This window comes from Diaphorobacter caeni (assembly GCF_015354245.1).
In the GTDB taxonomy this organism is placed as follows: Bacteria; Pseudomonadota; Gammaproteobacteria; order Burkholderiales; family Burkholderiaceae_C; genus Diaphorobacter_A; species Diaphorobacter_A caeni.
The window spans coordinates 70,133-92,184 of the sequence record NZ_JADKYZ010000012.1 but is presented as its reverse complement, the minus strand read 5'-3'; the positions used below and the strand labels follow the sequence as shown (position 1 = coordinate 92,184).

The following is a 22,052-nucleotide window of genomic DNA, read 5'->3' as shown; positions in this document are numbered from 1 at the left end:
ACGGACGTTGAATTCAAAGGCACGGCGCAATGGTCGGAGCAAGCAAGCCCGCCATTCTCGGCGATCCATGCGAACGGGGGTCACAGCAGGATGCGCACGCCCGCCACCAGCAGACAGATCGAGAAGACGCGCTTGAGGCTGGCCACCGGCAACCGGTGTGCGAGCGTCGCGCCCACGCGGGTGAACACGATGGACAGCAGCGACACCGCCGCGAAGGCCGGCAGATAGACATAGCCGACGCTGTAGGCGGGCAGTCCCGGCGCGTTCCAGCCCGAGATCACATAGCCGACCATCCCGGCCACAGCCAGAAAGAAGCCGCAGGCGGAGGCGGTGCCGACGGCGGTCTTCATGTCCACGTTGCACCAGGTCAGATACGGTACGACCATGCTGCCGCCGCCAACACCTACAATGGCGGACACCCAGCCAATCGCGGCGGAGACGACCGACAACCCAAGGCTCTGCGGCAGATCGCGCCCCGGCTTCGGCTTGAGCGAAAACGCCATCTGTATGGCCAACAGGATCAGAAAGATGCCAAAGCCGAGCTTGAGCGCATGGCTGGGAAACAGTCCCGCCATGAGTCCGCCGACGACGGCACCGGCCACGATGCCCGGCGCCATCCGCCGCACGAGATCCAGACTGATGGAGCCAAGGCGATGGTGCGACCATGCAGACGACAGCGAGGTGACGGCAATGGTCGCGAGGCTGGTGCCGAGCGCGAGATGCACCAGATGCTGCTCGGGGAAATGGTTCAGGTGAAAGAGATACAGCAGGCCCGGCACGACGACCTGCCCGCCACCCACGCCCAGCATGCCTGCCAGCAGCCCTGCGCCGATGCCCAGCGCCACATAGACCAACAGTGTCTCCATCACCCGCCCGCTCCTTTTTTGTGAAGGCCGGCTCGGCTCGGTGCAGCGGTCTCAACTCTTGATGAAAGCCGCAACTCCACTGCGAAACGCAGCGCTGCCATAGACCGATTCGACCAGATCGACATCATGCAGGTCATTGTCCACCACGATGCGGCGCAGACTTTCCTTCACGGCCGCCTGCGTGGTGCCGGAAAGTGCCATCAGCTTGTCCGCCAGTTGCCGCGATTCGTCGATCAGCGTCTCCGCGCTCGCGATGCTTTGGACAAAGCCACAGTTCAGCATGTCTTCCGCGCCCAGATAGTCGGCCAGCAGCAGCATGCGCTTGACGCGTGGAACGCCGAGCGCCGCCGCCAGCCGCGCCATGTTGCGCGACGACAGCGTGTTGGAGAGCGTCTTCGCGATGGGCGCGCCAAAACGCGACTTCGGCGTGCAGATGCGGAAATCGCACGCCGTCGCCAGCGCCAGACCTCCGCCCACGGCCCAGCCGTCGATCACGGCGATGGTGGGCACGCTGATGCGCTCGACCGCGTCGATCACCCGCTCGACGAAGGCCTCGTATTCGTTGCCCTGCTTGCCGTGGGTGAAATCCTTGAAATGCGAGATGTCCGTGCCCGAGATGAAGGATTTGCCGCCCTCGCCCTGCAGCAGCACGCAGCGCACGCGCGCATCGGCCCGCGCTGCGGCGATGCACTCGAGCAGCGCCTCGTACATCGCGGCCGTCATCGCGTTGTGCCGCTCGGGACGGTTCACGCGGATCCAGGCGGCGCCGCTGTCATCCAGCGACAGGGAGACCGTCTCCGCCGTCATGCGTCCACTCCTTCGCGCGCAGCCAGCTCGGCGAGGATTTCCGCGTTGTGCTCACCGAGCAGCGGCGGATGGCGGCGCACCTGCTGGGGCGTGCCCAGCATCTTCACCGGGAAGCCGATGTTCTTGACCTTGCCCTCGATGGGGTGGTCGATCTCCATGCACATCTTGCGGTACGTGCCGTGCTCGCCCTCGAAGGCCTCGGGGTAGCTCAGGATCGGCCCGGCGGGAATGCCCGCCTCCAGCATCGCATCGACCCACTCGGCGCTGTCGCGCTTGGCGAATTCCTGCTCCAGCGTCTCGATCAGCACCTCGCGGTTCTTCAGGCGCAGCGGCACGGTGGCGAACTGCTCGTGCTCCAGCAGGTCCGGTCGGGCGATCAGCTCGCAGAGCTTGGCCCAGAGCTTCTGGTTGGTCGCGCCCATCACGAAGTAGTCGTCGCGCGCCTTCACCGCCTGGTACGGTGCGCTCATCTTGTTGCTGGTGCCCAGCGGCGCGGGCGGCACGCCGGTGCCCCAGTACTCGGACATGTCCCAGACCGAGAACGCCATCACCGAGTCAAACAGCGACGCGTCGATGTGCTGGCCCTGCCCCGTGCGCTGTGCGCCGATGTAGGCCGACAGCAGTCCATAAGTCGCGAACAGCGCGCAGCCGATGTCGGCCACCGGCACGCCGGCCTTCACCGGCTTTTCGCCCTTGTAGCCGGTCACGCTCATCACGCCGGACATGGCCTGCGCCATCAGATCAAAGCCCGGACGCTTGGCCCACGGGCCGCTCTGGCCGAAGCCCGAGATGCTCACGTAGACGATCTTGGGGTTGATCGCCTGGATGGTCTCGTAATCGATCTTCAGGCGCTGCACCACGCCGGGGCGGTAGTTCTCGACGATCACGTCGGCGGTCTTGGCCAGCTCATAGAAGGTTTCACGGCCCTCCTCGCTCTTGAGGTCGAGCGTGAGCGAGCGCTTGTTGCGGTTCATGTTGAGAAAGCCCATGCTGTCCGGGCCCTTCATCTTGAAACCCATCGCGCCGCGCGTCTGGTCGCCCTCGGGCGGCTCGACCTTGATCACGTCGGCGCCCAGATCGGCCAGCAGCATGCAGGCGAACGGCCCGGCCATGACCTGACTGACATCGAGCACGCGGATGCCGGCCAGAGGCAGCGCCGCGGCGTTGGTGGCATGGGCTTGTTTGGCGGTTGCGTTCATGATTCGGCTCAGCTTTCTTCGGTGATGTTGGCGGCGCGAACCACGTCGCCCCACTTTCTGTATTCGGACTGCATGAAGGCCGCGAACTTCTCGACCGAGCCGCCGCCGCCCTCCACGCCATAGCCGTCGAATCGGCTGATCACGTCGGGCATCGCCAGCACCTTGTTGATGTCGGCATTGATCTTCTGCGCCAGTTCCTTGGACATGTCGCGTGGGCCGACCACGCCATACCAGCTCGACGCGTCAAAGCCCTTGAAGCCCTGCTCGTCCATGGTCGGCACGGACGGGAAGCCCTTGGCGCGGTTCACGCGGGTCTGCACGATGCCCTGCATCTTTCCGCTCTTGACCTGCTGGGCGGCGGCCGTCATGGTGTCGAAGCTGAAATCGATCTGACCGCCGAGCAGATCGGTCTGCATCGGGCCCGAGCCCTTGTAGGGCACGTGAATGGTCTTCACGCCCGCCGCCATGTTGAACATCTCCGCCGCGAGATGCTGAACCGAGCCCGTGCCGGACGAGCCGAAGCTGATCTTGCCCGGGTTCTTCTTGCAAGCGGCCACCACGTCCTGAATCGACGCGTACTTGTCCTTGCTGCCAGTGACGAGGATGTGCGGCGTCGCGCCGATCAGCGCGATCGGCGCGTAGTCCTTGAGCGGGTCATAGGTGATGCTCTTGAAGATCTGCGGCGAGATGGCGTGCGTGTTCACGTGCGCCATGAGCAGGTTCACGCCGTCGTTGAACTTGGACTTGGCAAAGAAGTCGGCACACAGCGCGCCGGTAGCTCCGGGCTTGTTCTCCACGACCACCGGACGCCCCCAGACCTCGGACAGCTTCTGCCCGACGATGCGCGCGAACACATCGGTGCCGCCGCCAGGAGCCCAGCCCACGTAGATCTTGACCGTGCCCTTGGGCAGTTCGGCCACCGAGGCCCAGCTGCTCAGAGGTGCGGCCAGCGCGGCTGCGCCCGTTGCGATGAAATGGCGTCGTTGCATGATGTTCTTGTCTCCTGTGCGAACTTTTCGTTGATGGAACGAATGTCGCTTCCCAGCGATTTGCCCGCAAGGATCAAGACAACATGCCTGATTTCGCAAATGGCGAAATCAGTACTGAATCACGTCACTGTGGCTTGTTCTGCCCCAGCAGCTCCGCCACCACATTGCGCAGCGTCTGCTGCTCGGCCTGCCCTTCGCTGAACGACAGCATGTAGCTGCGCTCGTGCCAGTCTCCCTCGAGCGGCAGGCTCAGGAGTTCAGGCTCGGGATGCAGGGTTCGCAGAATGTCGGGCGGCATCAGCCCCACGCCGATGCCTTCGCGCACCAGCGCGAGCATGGAGTCAAAGCCGCTCACCGTGAAATCGTTGCGGAACACGCGGCCCCGGCTTTGGTGGGCGCGATGCAACGAGGCCAGAATGGCCGAGCCGCGCCCCAGCGTGATGATCGGCAGCTCGATGAGCTGCTCCACCGACAGCGCGCCCTCGGGCAGCTCGAAATGCCTGCGGCTGTAGACCACGTTCAGATGGTCCTGCCGGTAGTCGAAGCGCGGCAGATCGACGAAACCTGCGGTCTTTTCATAGATGCCGATGTCGATGACCTTGTCGCGCAGCAGCTTCTGGACGATGCGGCTGTTCTCCTCGACGATCTGCAGCACGATGCCCGGATACTTGCGCTGGATGGCGGCCAGGTCGCGCGCCAGAAACGGAATGATCGCAGACTTGGGCGCGCCGATGATCACCCGCCCCTCGCGCCCATGGCTGACCGTGAGCGCATCCCCCACGAGGCGCTGCGTGAGATTGTCGATCTGACGGATGTGCGAGAGCAGCTTGGCGCCCGCTTCCGTCACTTTCACACCATGCGGCTGGCGCTTGAACAGCTTGACGCCCAGCTGCGCCTCCAGATCACTCACGCGTTTGGAGGCCGCCGCCACCGCAAGTCCGAGCCGGTCGGCGGCGCGCGAGATGCTGCCCTCTTCGGCAACGGCGATGACGAGGCTCACGGTCGTGGTGTCAAACTTCATTTTTTGCGAAACACAGAATTCCGGAAACAGAACAACGGCGCGCGGAAATCGTCCGCGCTCCTGTGGGGATTGTGACTGCTCAAAGCATCGAACTCCGCCAGCTTCAAGACCTTTTGCCGACGCTGGCCGTGAAATGGCATAGGCTCCAGATCTTTCCTCGCTGCCAATCACCTGCATTCACCCGCTCCCGACCGTATTCGTCCGCATTCGTCCGCATTCGCATGAAAAACCAGAACAACGTTGCCGCGTCCTCCAACACGTCCACTGCGCCATCCCCCTCCGTTCGGCTGGACATGCTCGCCATTTCGCTGGTCATCATCGCGGGCGTCATCTCCGCGCTGCATGTGGGCAAGGCGCCCATCGCGGTGCCGCAGATGCGCGAGGAGTTCGGCCGCGACCTGGCGGGGCTGAGTTGGGTGATGTCGGTGTTTCCCATCGTCGGACTCGTCGGCGGGCTGATGGCAGGCATCCTCGTACAGCGCCAGGGCGACCGGCGCATGCTGGTCATCGGCCTCGCGATCCTCGGCATGGCAAGCCTCGCGGCGGTGATGCAGCCATCCTTTCCATGGCTGATCGCCACGCGCATCATCGAAGGACTCGGCTTCGTGCTGATCGTCGTGGCCGCGCCCTCGGTGCTCAACCGCCTCACCCCGCCCTCGCGCCGCAGCATCGTCTTCGGCATCTGGAGCTGCTTCATGGGCGCGGGCATCTCGCTGTCGATGCTGCTCGGCCCCATGCTCGGCGGCTGGCATGCGCTGTGGATCGTCGATGGCGCATTGGCGCTGCTCATCGCCGCGGCCGTCGCGATGAAAGTCAGCGCCGCCTCGGCAAGCCATGCGCCCACCGCCCCCAGTGGCCGGGACATCAAGAGCGTCGCCCTGTCCCCCGCGCCCGTGCTGCTGGCCCTGGCATTCGGCGCCTACAACCTGCAGTTCTTCGCCTTCATGAGCTTTCTGCCAAGCTTTCTCATGGAGCGCGCCGGGCTCACGCTTGCGCAGGCCGGAATCGCTGCGGCGGTCACCGTCGCCGCCAACATGATCGGCAACCTGCTTGCAGGCTGGTGCCTGCAGCGCGGCGTGCGCCCCAGCGTGCTGCTGACGCTGACCTTCGTGATCAACGGCGCGTTGGGTCTGCTCATCTATCTCGCCCCGCTGGGTTCCTGGCCACTGATCGCGCTGTGCGTCCTGTTTTCCGCCATCGCGGGCATCATCCCCGGCACCTGCATCGCCACCGCACCACGCACCGCACCCGAAGCCCGGCTTGCGCCACTGAGCCTCGGCGTGCTCATGCAGGGCAACTACCTCGGCCAGGTCGTGGGGCCGGTGATGCTGGGGACGCTGATGGGCAGTTGGGGCTGGACGGCGGCTGGATTGCAGATTGGCGCGGCTGCGGCGCTGGGAGTGGCGCTGGCTGCGGGCTTTCAGAAAGCGTGGCGGAACTAGCGGAACCCGGATGGTCTGTGCCGCAAGAGAGTGGATTTCATTGGATTGAAAGGCACACGTTCAAACCCTGAAGCGCAGAACACGGTGGGTGCAGGGTCTGCAAACCTTGATCGCTTGAGCGTTCCATTCCGCAACGAAGAACGCCGCAGCGCTTGGGCACTGCGGCGTTCTTCATTCAGCGAAACGGTTCAAATCACTCGAACTCGATGATCACCTGATCCACGGCCAGCGATTCGCCCTTGCCTGCGACGACCTTGCTGACCACGCCGTCCTGTGCGGCGAAGAGGATGTTTTCCATCTTCATTGCTTCAATCACGGCGAGCTTCTCGCCGGCCTGAACTTTCTGGCCGGGCTGCACCGCCACGTCAACCAGCAGACCGGGCATGGGCGAGAGCAGGAACTTGGACAGGTCCGGTGGTGCCTTGTAAGGCATGAGCTTGTACAGCTCTGCGCCTTGGGGCGAGAGCACCAGCGAATCGATCTGGGTGCCGTTGTGGATCACGCGCAGGATCAGCGGATTCTTCGCGGTGCCGCGTTCAACCTGGGCGGTGAACGGCTTGCCGTTGCACTCGCCCTGCACGCGGATGTCGCCGAGGCCGGCCGAGCTCTTGATCTGGTAGGCCTTGCCGTTCACCGTCACGGTGCTGGAGCTGGAGGTCTTGGACAGGTCGTAATCCGTCACTTCGATCGGGAACTGCTTGTTCTCGCCTTGCGCGCCCAACACGACGACGGTGAACTTCGCGCCCACCTGCAGCTCATGGCCGGTCAGCTGGCCGCTGATGCCCGATGCGCGTGCGCGGTAGCGGCGGTTCATGTAACCCGCCAGTGCCACGAGGAAATCCGGATCGGCGTGCGGAACGTCTTCGGCATGGAAGCCGTTGGCGTAGTTCTCGGCGATGAAGCCAGTGTTGAAATCGCCCGTCACGAACTTGGGATGCGCCAGCAGCGCGGCCTGGAACGGAATGTTCGAGCTGATGCCGCGAATCACGAAGCCGTTGAGCGCCTCGCGCATCTTCGCGATGGCGTCGTTGCGATCCTTGCCGTGCACGATGAGCTTGGCGATCATCGAGTCGTAGTACATCGGAATCTCACCGCCTTCGTACACGCCCGTGTCCACACGCACGCCGTCCTTGATGCCGGCTTCGGACTGGAACATGTTCTGCTCCGGTGGCTGGAAACGCACCAGACGGCCGGTGGATGGCAGGAAGTTGCGGAACGGATCTTCCGCGTTGATGCGGCACTCGATCGCCCAACCTTCGCGCTTCACGTCCGCTTGCGTGAGCGAGAGCTTCTCGCCAGCGGCCACGCGGATCATCTGCTCGACCAGATCGAGGCCGGTGATGCATTCCGTCACCGGATGCTCCACCTGCAGGCGAGTGTTCATTTCGAGGAAGTAGAAGTCCTGGTCCTTGCCGACCACGAATTCCACCGTGCCCGCGGACTGGTACTTCACCGCCTTGGCCAGTTGCACGGCCTGCTCGCCCATCGCCTTGCGGGTGGCGTCGCTGATGAAAGGCGACGGTGCCTCTTCGATCACCTTCTGGTGGCGGCGCTGGATGGAGCACTCGCGCTCGTTCAGATAGATCACGTTGCCGTGCGAGTCGCCCAGCACCTGGATTTCGATGTGGCGCGGCTCCTGCACGAACTTCTCGATGAAGATGCGGTCGTCGCCGAAGCTGTTGCGGGCTTCGTTCTGGCAGGACGCGAAACCTTCATGCGCTTCCTTGTCGTTGAACGCCACGCGCAGGCCCTTGCCGCCGCCGCCCGCCGATGCCTTGATCATCACGGGATAGCCAATCTTCTTGGCGATTTCCACGGCTTGATCCGGGCCAGCGATCGCGTCGTTGTAGCCAGGAATCGTGTTGACCTTGGCTTCGTTGGCGAGCTTCTTGGAGGCGATCTTGTCGCCCATCGCTGCGATGGAGTGCGACTTGGGGCCGATGAAGGCGATGCCCTCATCTTCGCAACGCTTGGCAAAGCCTTCGTTCTCCGACAGGAAGCCGTAGCCGGGGTGCACGGCCTGTGCGCCGGTCTGCTTGCAGGCTTCGATGATCTTGTCACCGAGCAGATACGACTCTCGGCTGGGCGCAGGGCCCAAGCGGACGGCCTCATCGGCCAGCTTGACGTGACGCGCATCCTTGTCGGCGTCGGAATAGACAGCCACGGTCTTGATGCCCATCTTGCGGGCGGTGGCGATCACGCGGCAGGCGATCTCGCCGCGGTTGGCAATCAGAATCTTCGAAAACATAAGAACTCCTGAATCTGCGGCTTAAACGCCGCACGCATTCACTAATGTTTGAGACAGCTTTACTCTGTCTTCGACGGATGGCAGGCACTTGTGCAGCGCCCGAGGCCCACCTCGCCAGGTCGTCATGGTCTTCAATGGCTTTTCAAGCCATCCAATGTTGAAACACACCTCATCGGAGTGCTCCGGCGTTGCAAAAAACTCCAGATGGCTCCAAGCAGGTAGGTGATCATGAATCCACCAAGCAATCGATTCGTAGGGAACCAGGCCCAAGAGCACCTGACGTGAAATCCTCGGCACGCTGATGCAAGCCGTCGCGCCAACACCATGGTGCTCGCTGGCATGATCCCACGTGTGAAATCCCCGATTGTCGGCGGCACAATTGTGTCGATTCACACCAGCTGCATTCACTTCGAAACTTCGGTATCCCGAGCGAACATGAATGCGTCCAAACTGCTGCTGGATTGGCTCCAGAAGCTGAGAGCACAACTGGGTGCCCGCCTCTATGGCGACGTCGAGCAACTCTCGGTCGGGAACATTGCGCAACCCATATTGAACAGCTATCTCGCTGTACAGAAACTCGCGCATGTGAAAGTTCTCGGAGAGCGCCACACGTCCAAGTCGCTCAAGACCTGCATACGTCTGGGGATCGAATCGAACCTTGGTCATAGTGGAATTTACAGCGGGATGTTCCCGTGCTTGCGCCACGGATTCTCGATCTGCTTGTTCTTGAGCATCGAGAGCGAGCGGCAGATGCGCTTGCGGGTTTCGTGCGGGAGGATCACGTCGTCGATGAAGCCGCGTGCGCCAGCGACGAACGGGTTGGCGAAACGCTCCTTGTATTCGGCTTCGCGGGCGGCGAGCTTTACGGGATCGTTCTTGTCTTCACGGAAGATGATTTCCACCGCGCCCTTCGCGCCCATCACCGCGATTTCGGCGTTGGGCCATGCGAGGTTGACGTCGCCGCGCAGGTGCTTGGAGGACATCACGTCGTACGCGCCGCCGTAGGCCTTGCGGGTGATGACGGTGATCTTCGGCACGGTGCATTCTGCGTACGCGTACAGCAGCTTGGCGCCGTGCTTGATGATGCCGCCGTATTCCTGCGAGGTGCCGGGCATGAAGCCGGGCACGTCCACAAACGTGACGACGGGGATGTTGAACGCATCGCAGAAACGCACGAAGCGCGCGGCCTTGATGGAGCTCTTGATGTCGAGGCAGCCTGCCAGCACCAGCGGCTGGTTGGCGACGATGCCGACCGTCTGGCCTTCCATGCGCGCAAAGCCGATGATGATGTTCTTGGCGTACTCGGGCTGCAGCTCGAAGAAATCGCCATCGTCCACCGTCTTGACGATGAGTTCCTTCAGGTCGTACGGCTTGTTCGGATTGTCCGGAACCAGCGTGTCGAGGCTCATGTCAGCGCGATCGGAGGGATCGCGGCTGGGGCGCACGGGCGGCTTTTCCTTGTTGTTGAGCGGCAGGTAGTTATAGAGGCGACGCAGCATCATCAGTGCTTCGACGTCGTTCTCGAACGCCATGTCGGCCACGCCGCTCTTGGTCGTGTGCGTCACCGCGCCGCCGAGTTCTTCGGCGGTCACTTCTTCGTGCGTCACGGTCTTCACGACTTCGGGGCCGGTCACGAACATGTAGCTCGAGTCCTTGACCATGAAGATGAAGTCAGTCATCGCAGGCGAATACACCGCACCGCCCGCGCTTGGGCCCATGATCATCGAGATCTGCGGAATCACGCCCGAGGCCAGCACGTTCTTCTGGAACACGTCGGCATAGCCGCCAAGCGACGCCACGCCTTCCTGAATGCGGGCGCCGCCCGAGTCGTTCAGGCCGATCACCGGAGCGCCGACCTTCATGGCCTGGTCCATGATCTTGCAGATCTTCTCTGCGTGTGTTTCGGACAGTGCGCCACCGAACACGGTGAAGTCCTGGCTGAACACGAACACCAGACGGCCGTTGATCATGCCGTAGCCGGTGACCACGCCGTCGCCGGGGATCTTGGTGTTTTCCATGCCGAAGTCCGTGCAGCGGTGCTCCACGAACATGTCCCATTCTTCGAATGTTCCGTCGTCCAGCAGCAGCTCGATGCGTTCACGCGCCGTGAGCTTGCCTTTCTTGTGCTGGGAGTCGATGCGCTTCTGGCCGCCTCCGAGTCGCGCGAGTTCGCGCTTTTTTTCCAGTTGCTCAAGGATGTCTTGCATGGTCGCTTCTTTCAGTGAAATACCGTGAGAGATGGCAATTGAATGAATCAGTTGGGTGTGCTTTGTGCCGCGAGCAAGGCGCGCGCGGCGGTGGAGGCGGCCATTCGGCCCGCCGCCACATCGGATTGCATTTGCGACAGCAGCCCGCGCACTTGCGGATGCTGGCGAAACGCCTGTTTGAGACCGAAGTCGATGCGCTCCCACATCCATGAGAGCGACTGTTTTTCGCGGCGCGTCTGCAGCTTGCCGTTGGCGGTCTGCAGGCGTCGGAATTCCTCGACGGCGTTCCAGAAACTGTCGACGCCATCGCCCTTCAGCGCGCTGATCTGCACCACGCGCGGCTGCCACAGCAGCTCGTTGTGGTGCGCGTGATCGGGGTTGCCGTGCATGCCGAGCAGTCGCAGGCTCGATGTGATCTGCGCCTGCGCACGCGTGGCGGCATGCGGATCGATGTCGGCCTTGTTGATGACCACCAGATCGGCCAGCTCCATCACGCCCTTCTTGATGGCCTGAAGGTCGTCGCCCGCGTTGGGCAGCTGCAGCACGCAGAACATGTCGGTCATGCCGTGCACCGCGATTTCGCTCTGGCCGACGCCGACGGTCTCGACGATCACCACGTCATAGCCAGCCGCTTCGCAGACCAGCATGGCCTCGCGCGTCTTCTCGGCCACGCCACCCAGCGTGCCGCTCGACGGACTCGGACGGATGTAGGCGCTCAGGTGGACCGAGAGCTGCTCCATGCGCGTCTTGTCGCCCAGAATCGAGCCACCGGAGACGGTGGACGACGGGTCGATCGCCAGCACAGCCACGCGCAGGCCCTTGCCGATGAGGTGCAGGCCCAGCGTTTCGATGAAGGTCGACTTGCCGACGCCGGGCACGCCGCTGATGCCGAGGCGAAAGGACTTTCCGGTGTGCGGCAGCATGGCGGTGAGCAGCTCGTCGGCCTGCGCGCGATGGTCGGCGCGGGTCGATTCGAGCAGCGTGATGGCCTTGGCCATGGCACGCCGCTGCACCGCAGGACTGCCCTGCAGAATACCGGTCAACAACTCCGCCGGGGTCACGCTGCCTGTGCCTTTCGGATCTGCTCGAGCACGTCCTTGGCGCTCGCCGGAATCGGCGTGCCTGGGCCGTAAACGCCCTTCACGCCTGCGCTGTAGAGGTAGTCGTAGTCCTGAGCGGGGATCACGCCGCCGACGAACACGATGATGTCGTCCGCGCCCTGCTTCTTGAGTTCCTCGATGATCGCGGGCACCAGCGTCTTGTGGCCGGCCGCGAGCGTCGAGACGCCCACGGCGTGCACGTCGTTTTCAATGGCCTGGCGCGCGCATTCTTCGGGGGTCTGGAACAGCGGGCCCATGTCCACGTCAAAGCCCAGATCGGCGAACGCGGTGGCAACCACCTTGGCGCCGCGATCGTGGCCGTCCTGACCGAGCTTGGCGATCATCACGCGGGGTCGGCGGCCCAGGTTTTCAGAGGCTTCATTGATTTCGCCCTTGAGCTTTTCCCAGCCTTCAGCGGAGTCATAAGCAGCAGCGTACACACCGGTCACCTTCTGTGTATCGGCACGATGGCGGCCGAATTCCTTTTCGAGCGCGTCGGAGACTTCGCCCACGGTGGCGCGCAGTCGGATGGCCTTGATCGCCAGATCCAGCAGATTGCCCTCGCCCGACTTGGCGGCCGCAGTCAATGCGGCGAGCGCCGCCTGCACTGCGGCTTCGTCGCGCTTTGCCTTCATGTCGTTCAGGCGCTTGATCTGGTTGTCGCGCACCTTCACGTTGTCCACTTCGAGGATGTCGACCGCGTCTTCCTTGGCGAGCTTGTACTTGTTCACGCCGACGATCACGTCCTTGCCCGAGTCGATGCGCGCCTGCTTCTCGGCGGCGGCGGCTTCGATCTTGAGCTTGGCCCAGCCCGAATCCACGGCAGCGGTCATGCCGCCCATTTCTTCGACTTCTTCGATGATCTTCCAGGCGGCATCGGCCATGTCCTGCGTGAGCTTTTCCATCATGTAGGAGCCGGCCCAAGGATCGATCACGCTGGTGATGTGGGTTTCTTCCTGAATGATGAGCTGCGTGTTGCGGGCGATGCGGGCCGAGAACTCGGTGGGCAGCGCGATGGCTTCATCCAGCGCGTTGGTATGCAGCGATTGCGTGCCGCCGAACACCGCGGCCATCGCCTCGATGGTGGTGCGCACGACATTGTTGTACGGGTCCTGCTCGGTGAGCGACCAGCCGGACGTCTGGCAGTGCGTGCGCAGCATCAGGCTCTTGGGCTTCTTCGCGTCGAAACCCTTCATGATGCGGCACCACAGCAGGCGGGCTGCGCGCATCTTGGCGATTTCCAGGTAGAAGTTCATGCCGATCGCCCAGAAGAACGACAGGCGGCCCGCGAAATCGTCCACGTCCATGCCCTTGGCGGTGGCGGTCTTCACGTATTCCTTGCCGTCCGCCAGCGTGAAGGCAAGTTCCAACGCTTGGTTCGCACCGGCTTCCTGCATGTGATAGCCCGAGATCGAGATCGAGTTGAACTTGGGCATGTTCTTGCTCGTGTACTCGATGATGTCGCCGATGATCTTCATCGACGGCTTGGGCGGGTAGATATAGGTGTTGCGCACCATGAACTCCTTCAGAATGTCGTTCTGAATGGTTCCGGAGAGCTTGTCCTGCGAGACGCCCTGCTCTTCAGCAGCCACCACGTAACCAGCCAGCACGGGCAGCACCGCACCGTTCATGGTCATCGAGACAGACACCTTGTCCAGCGGAATCTGGTCGAACAGGATCTTCATGTCCTCGACCGAGTCAATCGCCACACCGGCCTTGCCCACATCACCCGTCACGCGCGGATGGTCGGAGTCGTAACCACGGTGCGTTGCCAGATCGAACGCCACCGAAACGCCCTGCCCGCCCGCAGCCAGCGCCTTGCGGTAGAACGCGTTGGACTCTTCGGCGGTGGAGAAACCCGCGTACTGGCGGATCGTCCACGGGCGCACGGCGTACATCGTCGCCTGCGGGCCACGGATGTAGGGCTCCATGCCGGGCAGCGTGTTGGTGTACTGCAGACCCGCGGTGTCATCGGCCGTGTACAGCGGCTTGACCGAAATGCCGTCCGGCGTGATCCAGTTCAGGGCCGACACGTCGCCATTGGGGGCGGACTTGGCGGCGGCTTTCTGCCAGTCTTCCATGCTGGAGGAGGCAAAGTTGTCACGGGGTTTGGAGGCTTCGGTCATGGCAAATGGAGTCTTTGGAAGAAGTTGGAGGGTTACCTGAAGGGTGCGCCAAATTTCGTTATGCAAAAAGACGTAGCGAATTCATAATTATTGATCCAAAATTTTGAATTCAGCGTAAATTGTCATATCTTTGTCGGAAATTCAAGTCACAGGAATGTCGCCAAGGTGATTCGTGTAAACCATGATTGTGAAGAATCACGTTTACGTAAACGTCAATTCTAGCGACTGATCTGCGACTTTTATCAAAAATCGATGGCTTGTTTGTTGACAGGCCGGACAACGCAGCTGCCAGAACGCAAGCGGCCGCGACTGTCGCACAAGTTTCTTACAACACGCCTTACAACCGCATCGTCTCTGTCGACTACGCCGCTTCCCCCTAGAATCTCGCCCCTACCTATGAGCATTGCCACCCTTTCCCCGCGCGCGTTGTACGAAGAAGTTGCCGAATTGCTGCGTCAGCGCATCTTTTCGGACGAGCTCACTCCCGGCAGTTGGATCGACGAGGCGAAGATCGCGGAGGAATTCGGCATCAGCCGCACACCGCTGCGCGAGGCGCTCAAGGTGCTGGCGTCCGAAGGACTGATCACCATGAAGGTGCGGCGCGGCGCCTGGGTGACCGAGGTGACGCACGAGGACATGAAGCAGGTCTATCACCTGCTCGCCCTGCTCGAGAGCGACGCGGCCGCCTGGGTCGCCGAGTTCGCAAGCCCCCTGCAGCTCGCCGAGCTGCACGCGCTGCACGCCGAGCTGGAGCAGGCCACGCTGGACCGCAAGAAATTCTTCAACATCAACGAGCAGTTCCACATGCGCGTGCTCGAGGCCACGGCCAACAAATGGCTGTTCCAGATGGTGCAGGATCTGCGCCGGGTCATGAAGCTCAGCCGCCACAACTCGCTGCTCAAGTCCGGGCGCATCGCCGACTCCCTCCATGAACACGCGATCATCATGGCGGCCTTTGACGCCCGCGACCCTGAGGCCGCACGCCGCGCGATGCAGACGCATTTCATGCAGGGGCTGAACGCGGCCGGTTAGCCCCTGCTGATGATGACGCGCGCTGACGCCTCGTCACATCTTTCTCGGACATTTCAAACCCGCGCGACAGGATCCGGTCCGGGTATTCCCTTCTATGGGTAAGATGATTGGCTTTGATGCAGGCATGCAGACAAGCCGGGTACACCCGCGCCACTCCATGCCTGCCGCCGTCTCCCTCACTGGTTGCCGCATGAATTCGCCTGTCACTGAACTACAAGACGTCCATACCCTTCCAGCATTGTTCGCCACGCGCGCGCGCCTCACGCCAGAGGGCGAGGCCTACCGCCAGTGTGATTCTCACGGCGAATGGAAAAGCCTGAACTGGCGCGAAGCCGAGGCCGAAATCGCCCGCTATTCCCGCGCGCTGGCCATGACGGGCCTTCCCGAGAAGTCGCATGTGGCCATTCTTCTGCCCAATGGCCTGAACGCCATGTGCATCGATCAGGCGGTCATGGCGACCGGCTGCGCGCCTGTGCCGCTGCACGCCATCGACAACCCCGGCAGCATCGCCTACATCCTCAACGATGCCGAGGTCTCGCTGCTGGTGTTGACCGACAGCGCGCAATGGCAGCACATCGCGGACGCCTGTGACAGCTTTCCGCACCTGCGCGGCGTGGTCATCGCGACCGGCGAGGCGCTTCCCGCCACCGGCGACAAGCCATCCCATGAGATTCCCGTGGCGCCGCTCGGTGAATGGCTGGATGCCGCACCCGCCGACCAGGCGCTGCCGCCGCCGCCCGCTCCGGATGATCTGGCGGCCATCGTCTACACCAGCGGCACCACCGGCAAGCCCAAGGGCGTGATGCTCACGCACGCCAACGTGATCGCCGACGTGAAGGCGGTGATGCAGCGCATCTCGCCGGTCGCCTCGGACGTGTTCCTGTCGTTCCTGCCGCTGTCGCACACCTTCGAGCGCACCGGCGGCTACTACCTCGCCATTGCCTCGGGCAGCTGCGTGGCCTATGCACGCTCCGTCGCGCTGATCGCGCAGGACATGATGATCGTGAAGCCGACCATTCTGGTCTCCGTGCCGCGCATCTACGAACGTGTGCACGCCAAGATGCTGGAGGTGCTGTCGTCATCGGGCTTCAAGATGCAGCTCTTTCAGGCCGCGCAGACCGTGGGCTGGCGCAAGTTCTGTGCCGCACAGGGCCTGCCAGCCCCCAAGGAGGACGGCGACGACACCGGCGGCTGGATGCGCGCCCTGCCTTGGCCGCTGCTGCGCGCGCTTGTCGCCAAGCCGCTTCTGGAGAAATTCGGTGGCCGCGTGCGCGTGGCGGTCAGCGGCGGCGCACCGCTTTCGCCCAGCATCGCCAAGTGCTTTCTGGGCCTCGGGCTGCCGCTGATTCAGGGCTACGGCATGACGGAAACCACGCCCGTCGTCTCGGTCAACACGCTGACCGACAACGACCCGTCCACCGTCGGCCGCGCATTGCCAGGCGTCGAAGCACGCATCGGCGAGAACCGCGAACTGCAGGTACGCGGCCCCATCGTCATGAAGGGCTACTGGAATCGGCCGGAAGACACCGCGCGCATCATGACCGAGGACGGCTGGCTGCGCACGGGCGATCAGGCCGAACTGGTGGACGGCGGCCGCATCCGCATTCTGGGACGCATCAAGGAAATCATCGTCACATCGACCGGCGAGAAGATCCCCCCGGGCGACCTCGAAATGGCGATCACCGCCGATCCGCTGTTCGCGCAGGCCTTCGTCGTCGGCGAGAACCGCCCATTCATCGCCTGTGTGGCCTCCGTCAACGAGGAGGAATGGCGCAAGCTCGCCGCCGACCTCCAACTGGACCCTGAAGACCCAGCCAGCCTCGGCAAGCCCGCGGTAGAGAAGGCGGCGCTGGACCGCATCACGAGGCAGACCACAAGCTTCGCCCGCTACGCCGTGCCGCGCGCGGTGCACCTCACGCGCGAGCCATGGACGATTGAAAACACCTTCATGACCCCCACGCTCAAGCTCAAGCGCAACAACCTCATGGGCTACTACGGCGAGGCCATCGACGCGATGTACAACAAGCCCGCGCCGCGCTGATTCTTGTCGGTGAAACCGTATCGGCAGGATTTGCGCTGAAGCCCGGGCAGTGAGCGAAAGCCTCGCGCGTGCAGGTGCAAGCACGGCAAGTGCACAATAGCGGCCTTCTCCCGAAGGTCGCGCCGCCCCCGAACGCTTGATGCGTTCGGGCGTTTTCGGCGCTTGCCGGGAGGCAGGACGCGTCGCACGCGGCGCCCGGATCCAGCATGAACACTGACAAAGACACCCCATCCACCTCCCCCGCTTTCAGCCCATGGCGCACGTCCGTTGCGCCGATGATGGACTGGACCGACCGTCATTGCCGCCATCTGCACCGTCTGCTGAGCCGCCACACGCTGCTCTACACCGAGATGGTGACGACCGGCGCGCTGGTGCATGGGGACGTGGAGCGCCATCTGCGCTTTGGCGAGGCCGAGCATCCGGTCGCGCTGCAGCTGGGCGGAAGCGAGCCGGCCGATCTGGCGCACAGCGCCAAGCTCGGTGAGCAATGGGGCTATGACGAAATCAATCTGAACTGCGGCTGCCCCAGCGAGCGGGTGCAGCGTGGCGCGTTCGGCGCCTGCCTGATGAACGAGCCGCAGCTGGTGGCCGATTGCGTGAAGGCCATGGTGGACGCGGTGTCCGTGCCCGTGACGGTCAAGCACCGGATCGGCATCGACAAGGTGGAAGAATATGGTTTCGTGCGCGATTTCGTGGGCACGGTGGCCGACGCGGGCTGCACGGTGTTCATCGCCCATGCGCGCAACGCCTGGCTCAAAGGGCTGTCTCCCAAGGAGAACCGCGAGATTCCACCGCTGCGCTATGACGTGGTGGCGCAATTGAAGAAGGACTTTCCGCAACTGACGATCGCGATCAACGGCGGATTCGTTGCCGACAGCGCGGTGCTGGAACAGCTCGAGGTGCTCGATGGCGTGATGGTGGGCCGCGAGGCCTATCACAACCCATGGTGGCTCGCGCGCTGGGACGAGGTGTTCTACGGCGATGCGCCAAACGGGCTCACCCGTGAACTCGTGGAAGAACGCATGGTGGAGTACATGGAGCACGAGGCCGCGAAGCACGGCACGCACTGGTATTCGATCGCCCGCCACATGCTGGGCCTGCGCAACGGACTGCCCGGGGCGCGGCGCTGGCGTCAGGTGTGGAGCGACCATCGCCTGAAGCATCTGCCCGCGCGCGAGGTCATGCAGATCGCGCGCACCAAGCCGAATGCAGCCGCAAACCCGCAAGAGACGGCCGTCGCCTGAGCCCTGATTTCGGGAGACGACGAGCCTGTTGCTAGCTCAAGCGCATCATGGCTTTCAATAGTGGCTTTCTCCTACAGGCAAACGACGGTGGAGAGCACGGTTTGGAATAGCATCCTTGGACCGGCCCGTCGCGGCGATTGACGTTTGCGGCAAGCCGGATTTTCTGGATGTATTGCGCATGCCCTCCCAACTCACCGTCGACAAAGACCTTCCCGCCGAAGAACACGCGTTCCGCCAATACTATGGACAGGAGCTGCCGGTTCTGGAACATGCCTGCGCGTTCTACATCGCACTGCTGCAATCCGTGCTCTCCCAGGTGGAAGGCATCGACATCTCCAAGGTCGAGGGCCGCGTCAAGGACCGCGAGGAATGCCTGCGCAAGTTCTCGCGCAAGTACCGTGCGACGCTGGAGGAATCCGGCATCGACTATGAGATCCAGCACTACATCACCGACCTGATCGGCCTGCGCGTGGTGTGCCTCTATGAGGACGAGCTGGAAAAGGTGGCGCAGATCGTCAGCCACTATTTCGACGTCATCGACGTGACCGACAAGGTCAGCGCGGTCGAGAGCACGGAGGCCTCGTTCGGCTACAAGGGCCTGCATCTGGACCTGCGGCTCAACGCCGAGCAGGCCGCCCTGCCCGAGAACGCGGGCTACGCGCACATTCCGTTCGAGCTGCAGGTGCGCACCATCATCCAGGATTCGTGGAGCGTGCTGGATCACAAGATCAAGTACAAGAAGTCGATCCCCGCCGAGCTGAAACGCCGCATCAACGTGCTCTCCGCCCTGTTTGAGCTCGCCGACCGCGAATTCCGGCAGATCCGCGACGCGACCGACGCCGAACTGCTGCGGGCCGTGGACGAAACGGCGGATCTGAATGAGTCCGATCCCGGCGAGGAGCCCAGGCAGACCATCGCCATGGGCAGCGAGCTCAACGCGTTCACCTTTCTGAAGATCGCCCAGCATTTCTTCAAGGATTTCGATTTCGATCCGCACAAGGTCGACATGTTCGTGGACGACGTGCGCGCCTGGGCCCCCGGCGTGACGCGCGCACGCTTCAATGCGCTATTGCGCGAGAACATCGCCGTCGTCAAGCGCTACAAGCAGTTCTTCGACGAGCAGAATCCCGGCAGCAGCTTCAACCCCTACACCGTCATCCGCCACTGCCTCTATCTGGGAGACAAGACGGTCTTCCGACGCGCTTTGCGCAACAGCTCGCGCGAGGCTTTCGAGGCCTGGCTGCTGATGAACGTGCCCGTTCAGAACCTCTGAACCGTCCGCGATGCCCCGTACCCCGTCAAAAACACACTGTGCCACACGGGCGGCGAGCATCCATGTGAGCACATCCTCGCCGTCAACTCCACGTAATCCAAGGGTGCGACACTTGATTCGTGTCAATTTTTCAATTTCGCGAACAGTCGATTCCGCCGGCACGAGCAAAACTTTATCGGCAAGTGTCTTTTGATAACAAAAATTTGCAATGTGTATGCGTGTCAAAAGGAGGTTTTTGCCTCTGACAGCGTGATGTCCCACTCCAAGTAGGTGATTTCACTCTCTGACAGACGCCTGAAACCCCTGTTATATTGCACTGCAACATTACTGAAAGTGGTCCCACTGATGCTCTACACCATTTACGAAGCTCAGCGCTCCTTGATGGAACCCTTCGCCGAACTCGCGCAAGTGGCTTCCAAAATGTTCAGCAACCCACAGACGCCGTTCAGTCAGACCACAATGGCCCAGCGCATGGCTGCCGGATACGATCTGATGTATCGCCTTGGCAAGGACTACGAGAAGCCGCAGTTCGGCATCGCCACCGTCAAGGTCGATGGCGTGGAAGTCGCCATCCACGAGCGCGTCGAGATCGACAAGCCGTTCTGCGAACTGCGTCGCTTCAAGCGCTTCTCCGATGATCCCCCGACGCTGGCCACGCTCAAGGGCCAGCCCGTGGTGCTGATCGTCGCGCCGCTCTCCGGTCACTACGCCACGCTGCTGCGCGACACGGTCAAGACCATGCTCAGCGGCCACAAGGTCTACATCACCGACTGGAAGAACGCCCGTCTGGTGCCCACGTCCGAAGGCGAGTTCCATCTCGATGACTACGTGAACAACGTGCAGGAGTTCATCCGCCACCTGCAGTCCACCTACGGCAACTGCCACGTGATGAGCGTCTGCCAGCCCACCGTACCGGTGCTGGCCGCGATCTCGCTGATGGCCTCGCGCGGTGAGAAGACGCCGCTGTCGATGACCATGATGGGCGGCCCGATCGATGCGCGTCGCTCGCCGACGGCCGTGAACAATCTGGCCACGCAGCACAGCATCGACTGGTTCGAGAACAACGTGATCTACCGCGTGCCCGAGAAATTCCCGGGCGCCGGTCGCCGCGTCTACCCCGGCTTCATGCAGCACAGCGGCTTCGTGGCGATGAACCCCGACCGCCACGCCAAGAGCCACTACGACTACTTCAAGGATCTGGTGCGCGGTGACGACGCCAGCGCCGAGGCGCACCGCAAGTTCTATGACGAGTACAACGCCGTGCTCGACATGGACGCCGACTACTATCTGGAAACCATCCAGACGGTGTTCCAGAAGTACAGCCTGGTCGAAGGCACCTGGGACGTGAAGTCGCCCGAGGGCAACATCGAGCGCGTTCGCCCCCAGGACATCAAGACCACCGCCCTGCTGACCGTGGAAGGCGAGCTCGACGACATCTCCGGCTCCGGCCAGACCGAGGCGGCCCAGGACATCTGCTCCGGCATTCCCAAGGAAGACCGCTCGCACATGGAAGTCACCGGCGCAGGTCACTACGGCATCTTCAGTGGCCGCCGCTGGCGCGATCAGGTGTACCCACGCGTGCGTGATTTCATCCTGGCGCACCAACCGGCCGCCGCACAGGCGACCCCTTCGGCACGCCAGGCTGCCTGATCCGAAGCAAGAACCGGCGTACCATTGGGCATGCCCGAGCAGCACGCCCCAACCAACAACAACACGCCAGTCGACACTGCGGCCAAGCCTCTCGAGGGCTTGGCCGCTCTCATTGATGCAGCCCTTCCGCAGACGCAGTGCACGCGCTGCGGTTACCCGGACTGCGCCGCCTACGCCCGCGCCATCGCGGCCAACGAGGCCGCCATCAACCAATGCCCTCCCGGTGGCGAGGAAGGCATCGTGCGACTGGCCGCCATCACCGGCCGATCCGCCACCGCGCTCAACCCCGACAACGGCTTCGAAGGCCCGCTCACGCTCGCCGTGATCGACGAGAACTGGTGCATCGGCTGCACGCTGTGCCTCAAGGTGTGCCCTACGGACGCCATCATCGGTGCGAACAAGCGCATGCACACCGTCATCGCGGAGCACTGCACGGGGTGCGAGCTTTGCATTCCGGTCTGCCCCGTGGACTGCATTTCGCTGGACAACATCAGCGGTTCATCCACCGGCTGGGCCGCGTGGAGCGAGCCGCTGGCCCATCACGCCCGCAGCCGCTACCTCGACCATCTGACACGCCAGCGGCACGCACCGGCGGTGGCGGCAAATGCGCAGGCTGCAGCGACTGCGGCGCAATCGCTGGCCGAAGCGGCAGCTCCCGCAGCCCCTTCCGCGCTCGACCCCAAGAAGGCCATGATCGCCGCCGCAATGGCGCGCGCCCGCGCCCAGCGCGGACAAAGCTGACGCGCAACCGGCAGGCCCGATTCCAATGCGAACGCCGTGGCCGCCTGTGCTTCCACCATAATGGCG

The 22,052-nt window shown here is 63.0% G+C and carries 17 protein-coding genes; 7 read left to right on the top strand and 10 right to left on the bottom strand.

Going from position 1 to position 22,052, the window contains the following annotated elements:
- Positions 1 to 80: 80 nt before the first annotated feature.
- From ISG32_RS24735 to ISG32_RS24715, 5 genes are all read right to left on the bottom strand, one after another.
- The gene (locus tag ISG32_RS24735) at positions 81 to 866 is read right to left on the bottom strand and encodes a sulfite exporter TauE/SafE family protein (protein ID WP_194773683.1); all 786 of its coding nucleotides are present in this window, start codon (positions 864 to 866) and stop codon (positions 81 to 83) included.
- 51 nt (positions 867 to 917) lie between these two features.
- Complete coding sequence (locus ISG32_RS24730) at positions 918 to 1,673, bottom strand: enoyl-CoA hydratase (protein WP_194773682.1); 756 nt, start codon at positions 1,671 to 1,673, stop codon at positions 918 to 920.
- Positions 1,670 to 2,872 carry a CaiB/BaiF CoA transferase family protein gene (locus ISG32_RS24725; protein ID WP_194773681.1) on the bottom strand — a complete coding sequence of 401 codons (1,203 nt, stop codon included), beginning with the start codon at positions 2,870 to 2,872 and terminating at the stop codon, positions 1,670 to 1,672. Before ISG32_RS24725 ends, ISG32_RS24730 begins: the two co-directional genes overlap by 4 nt.
- Positions 2,873 to 2,880: 8 nt before the next feature.
- Positions 2,881 to 3,861: a Bug family tripartite tricarboxylate transporter substrate binding protein gene (locus tag ISG32_RS24720; protein WP_194773680.1), complete on the bottom strand. Its 981-nt coding sequence runs from the start codon at positions 3,859 to 3,861 to the stop codon at positions 2,881 to 2,883.
- A 124-nt stretch (positions 3,862 to 3,985) separates the two neighbouring features.
- Positions 3,986 to 4,882 (bottom strand): LysR family transcriptional regulator, encoded by an 897-nt coding sequence (locus ISG32_RS24715; RefSeq protein WP_194773679.1) that lies wholly within the window; start codon positions 4,880 to 4,882, stop codon positions 3,986 to 3,988.
- A gap of 221 nt (positions 4,883 to 5,103) precedes the next feature.
- On the opposite strand from ISG32_RS24715, the gene ISG32_RS24710 reads away from it, so the two are divergent.
- Positions 5,104 to 6,324 carry an MFS transporter gene (locus tag ISG32_RS24710; protein ID WP_194773678.1) on the top strand — a complete coding sequence of 407 codons (1,221 nt, stop codon included), beginning with the start codon at positions 5,104 to 5,106 and terminating at the stop codon, positions 6,322 to 6,324.
- 193 nt (positions 6,325 to 6,517) lie between these two features.
- Here ISG32_RS24710 and ISG32_RS24705 read toward each other — a convergent pair whose 3' ends face one another.
- The 5 genes from ISG32_RS24705 to scpA form a co-directional block, all read right to left on the bottom strand.
- Complete coding sequence (locus ISG32_RS24705; protein ID WP_194773677.1) at positions 6,518 to 8,572, bottom strand: acetyl-CoA carboxylase biotin carboxylase subunit; 2,055 nt, start codon at positions 8,570 to 8,572, stop codon at positions 6,518 to 6,520.
- A 21-nt stretch (positions 8,573 to 8,593) separates the two neighbouring features.
- Positions 8,594 to 9,157, bottom strand: coding sequence for a peptidase M15 (locus tag ISG32_RS24700; RefSeq protein ID WP_194773676.1), 564 nt, complete (start codon positions 9,155 to 9,157; stop codon positions 8,594 to 8,596).
- Positions 9,158 to 9,246: 89 nt separating this feature from the next.
- A complete protein-coding gene (locus ISG32_RS24695; protein ID WP_194773675.1) occupies positions 9,247 to 10,779 on the bottom strand; it encodes an acyl-CoA carboxylase subunit beta in 1,533 nt (510 codons plus the stop codon).
- Between the two features lie 47 nt (positions 10,780 to 10,826).
- Positions 10,827 to 11,825, bottom strand: a complete 999-nt coding sequence (gene meaB / locus ISG32_RS24690; RefSeq protein WP_228530104.1) for a methylmalonyl Co-A mutase-associated GTPase MeaB — start codon at positions 11,823 to 11,825, stop codon at positions 10,827 to 10,829.
- An 11-nt stretch (positions 11,826 to 11,836) separates the two neighbouring features.
- Positions 11,837 to 14,005, bottom strand: coding sequence for a methylmalonyl-CoA mutase (scpA, locus tag ISG32_RS24685; RefSeq protein ID WP_194773673.1), 2,169 nt, complete (start codon positions 14,003 to 14,005; stop codon positions 11,837 to 11,839).
- 396 nt (positions 14,006 to 14,401) lie between these two features.
- Between scpA and ISG32_RS24680 the strand changes: the two genes are divergently transcribed.
- The 6 genes from ISG32_RS24680 to ISG32_RS24655 all read left to right on the top strand — a co-directional run bounded on the left by ISG32_RS24680 (position 14,402) and on the right by ISG32_RS24655 (position 21,986).
- On the top strand, positions 14,402 to 15,037 hold the full coding sequence (locus tag ISG32_RS24680; RefSeq protein WP_194773672.1) for a GntR family transcriptional regulator: 636 nt from the start codon (positions 14,402 to 14,404) through the stop codon (positions 15,035 to 15,037).
- Between the two features lie 190 nt (positions 15,038 to 15,227).
- Positions 15,228 to 17,078 carry an AMP-dependent synthetase/ligase gene (locus tag ISG32_RS24675; protein WP_194773671.1) on the top strand — a complete coding sequence of 617 codons (1,851 nt, stop codon included), beginning with the start codon at positions 15,228 to 15,230 and terminating at the stop codon, positions 17,076 to 17,078.
- 206 nt (positions 17,079 to 17,284) lie between these two features.
- The gene (gene dusA, locus ISG32_RS24670) at positions 17,285 to 18,322 is read left to right on the top strand and encodes a tRNA dihydrouridine(20/20a) synthase DusA (RefSeq protein ID WP_194773670.1); all 1,038 of its coding nucleotides are present in this window, start codon (positions 17,285 to 17,287) and stop codon (positions 18,320 to 18,322) included.
- A 178-nt stretch (positions 18,323 to 18,500) separates the two neighbouring features.
- Positions 18,501 to 19,595, top strand: coding sequence for a GTP pyrophosphokinase (locus ISG32_RS24665; RefSeq protein WP_194773669.1), 1,095 nt, complete (start codon positions 18,501 to 18,503; stop codon positions 19,593 to 19,595).
- A 345-nt stretch (positions 19,596 to 19,940) separates the two neighbouring features.
- Positions 19,941 to 21,245 carry a polyhydroxyalkanoate depolymerase gene (locus ISG32_RS24660; RefSeq protein ID WP_194773668.1) on the top strand — a complete coding sequence of 435 codons (1,305 nt, stop codon included), beginning with the start codon at positions 19,941 to 19,943 and terminating at the stop codon, positions 21,243 to 21,245.
- 30 nt (positions 21,246 to 21,275) lie between these two features.
- A complete protein-coding gene (locus ISG32_RS24655; RefSeq protein WP_194773667.1) occupies positions 21,276 to 21,986 on the top strand; it encodes an RnfABCDGE type electron transport complex subunit B in 711 nt (236 codons plus the stop codon).
- The last annotated feature ends 66 nt before the right edge of the window (positions 21,987 to 22,052 follow it).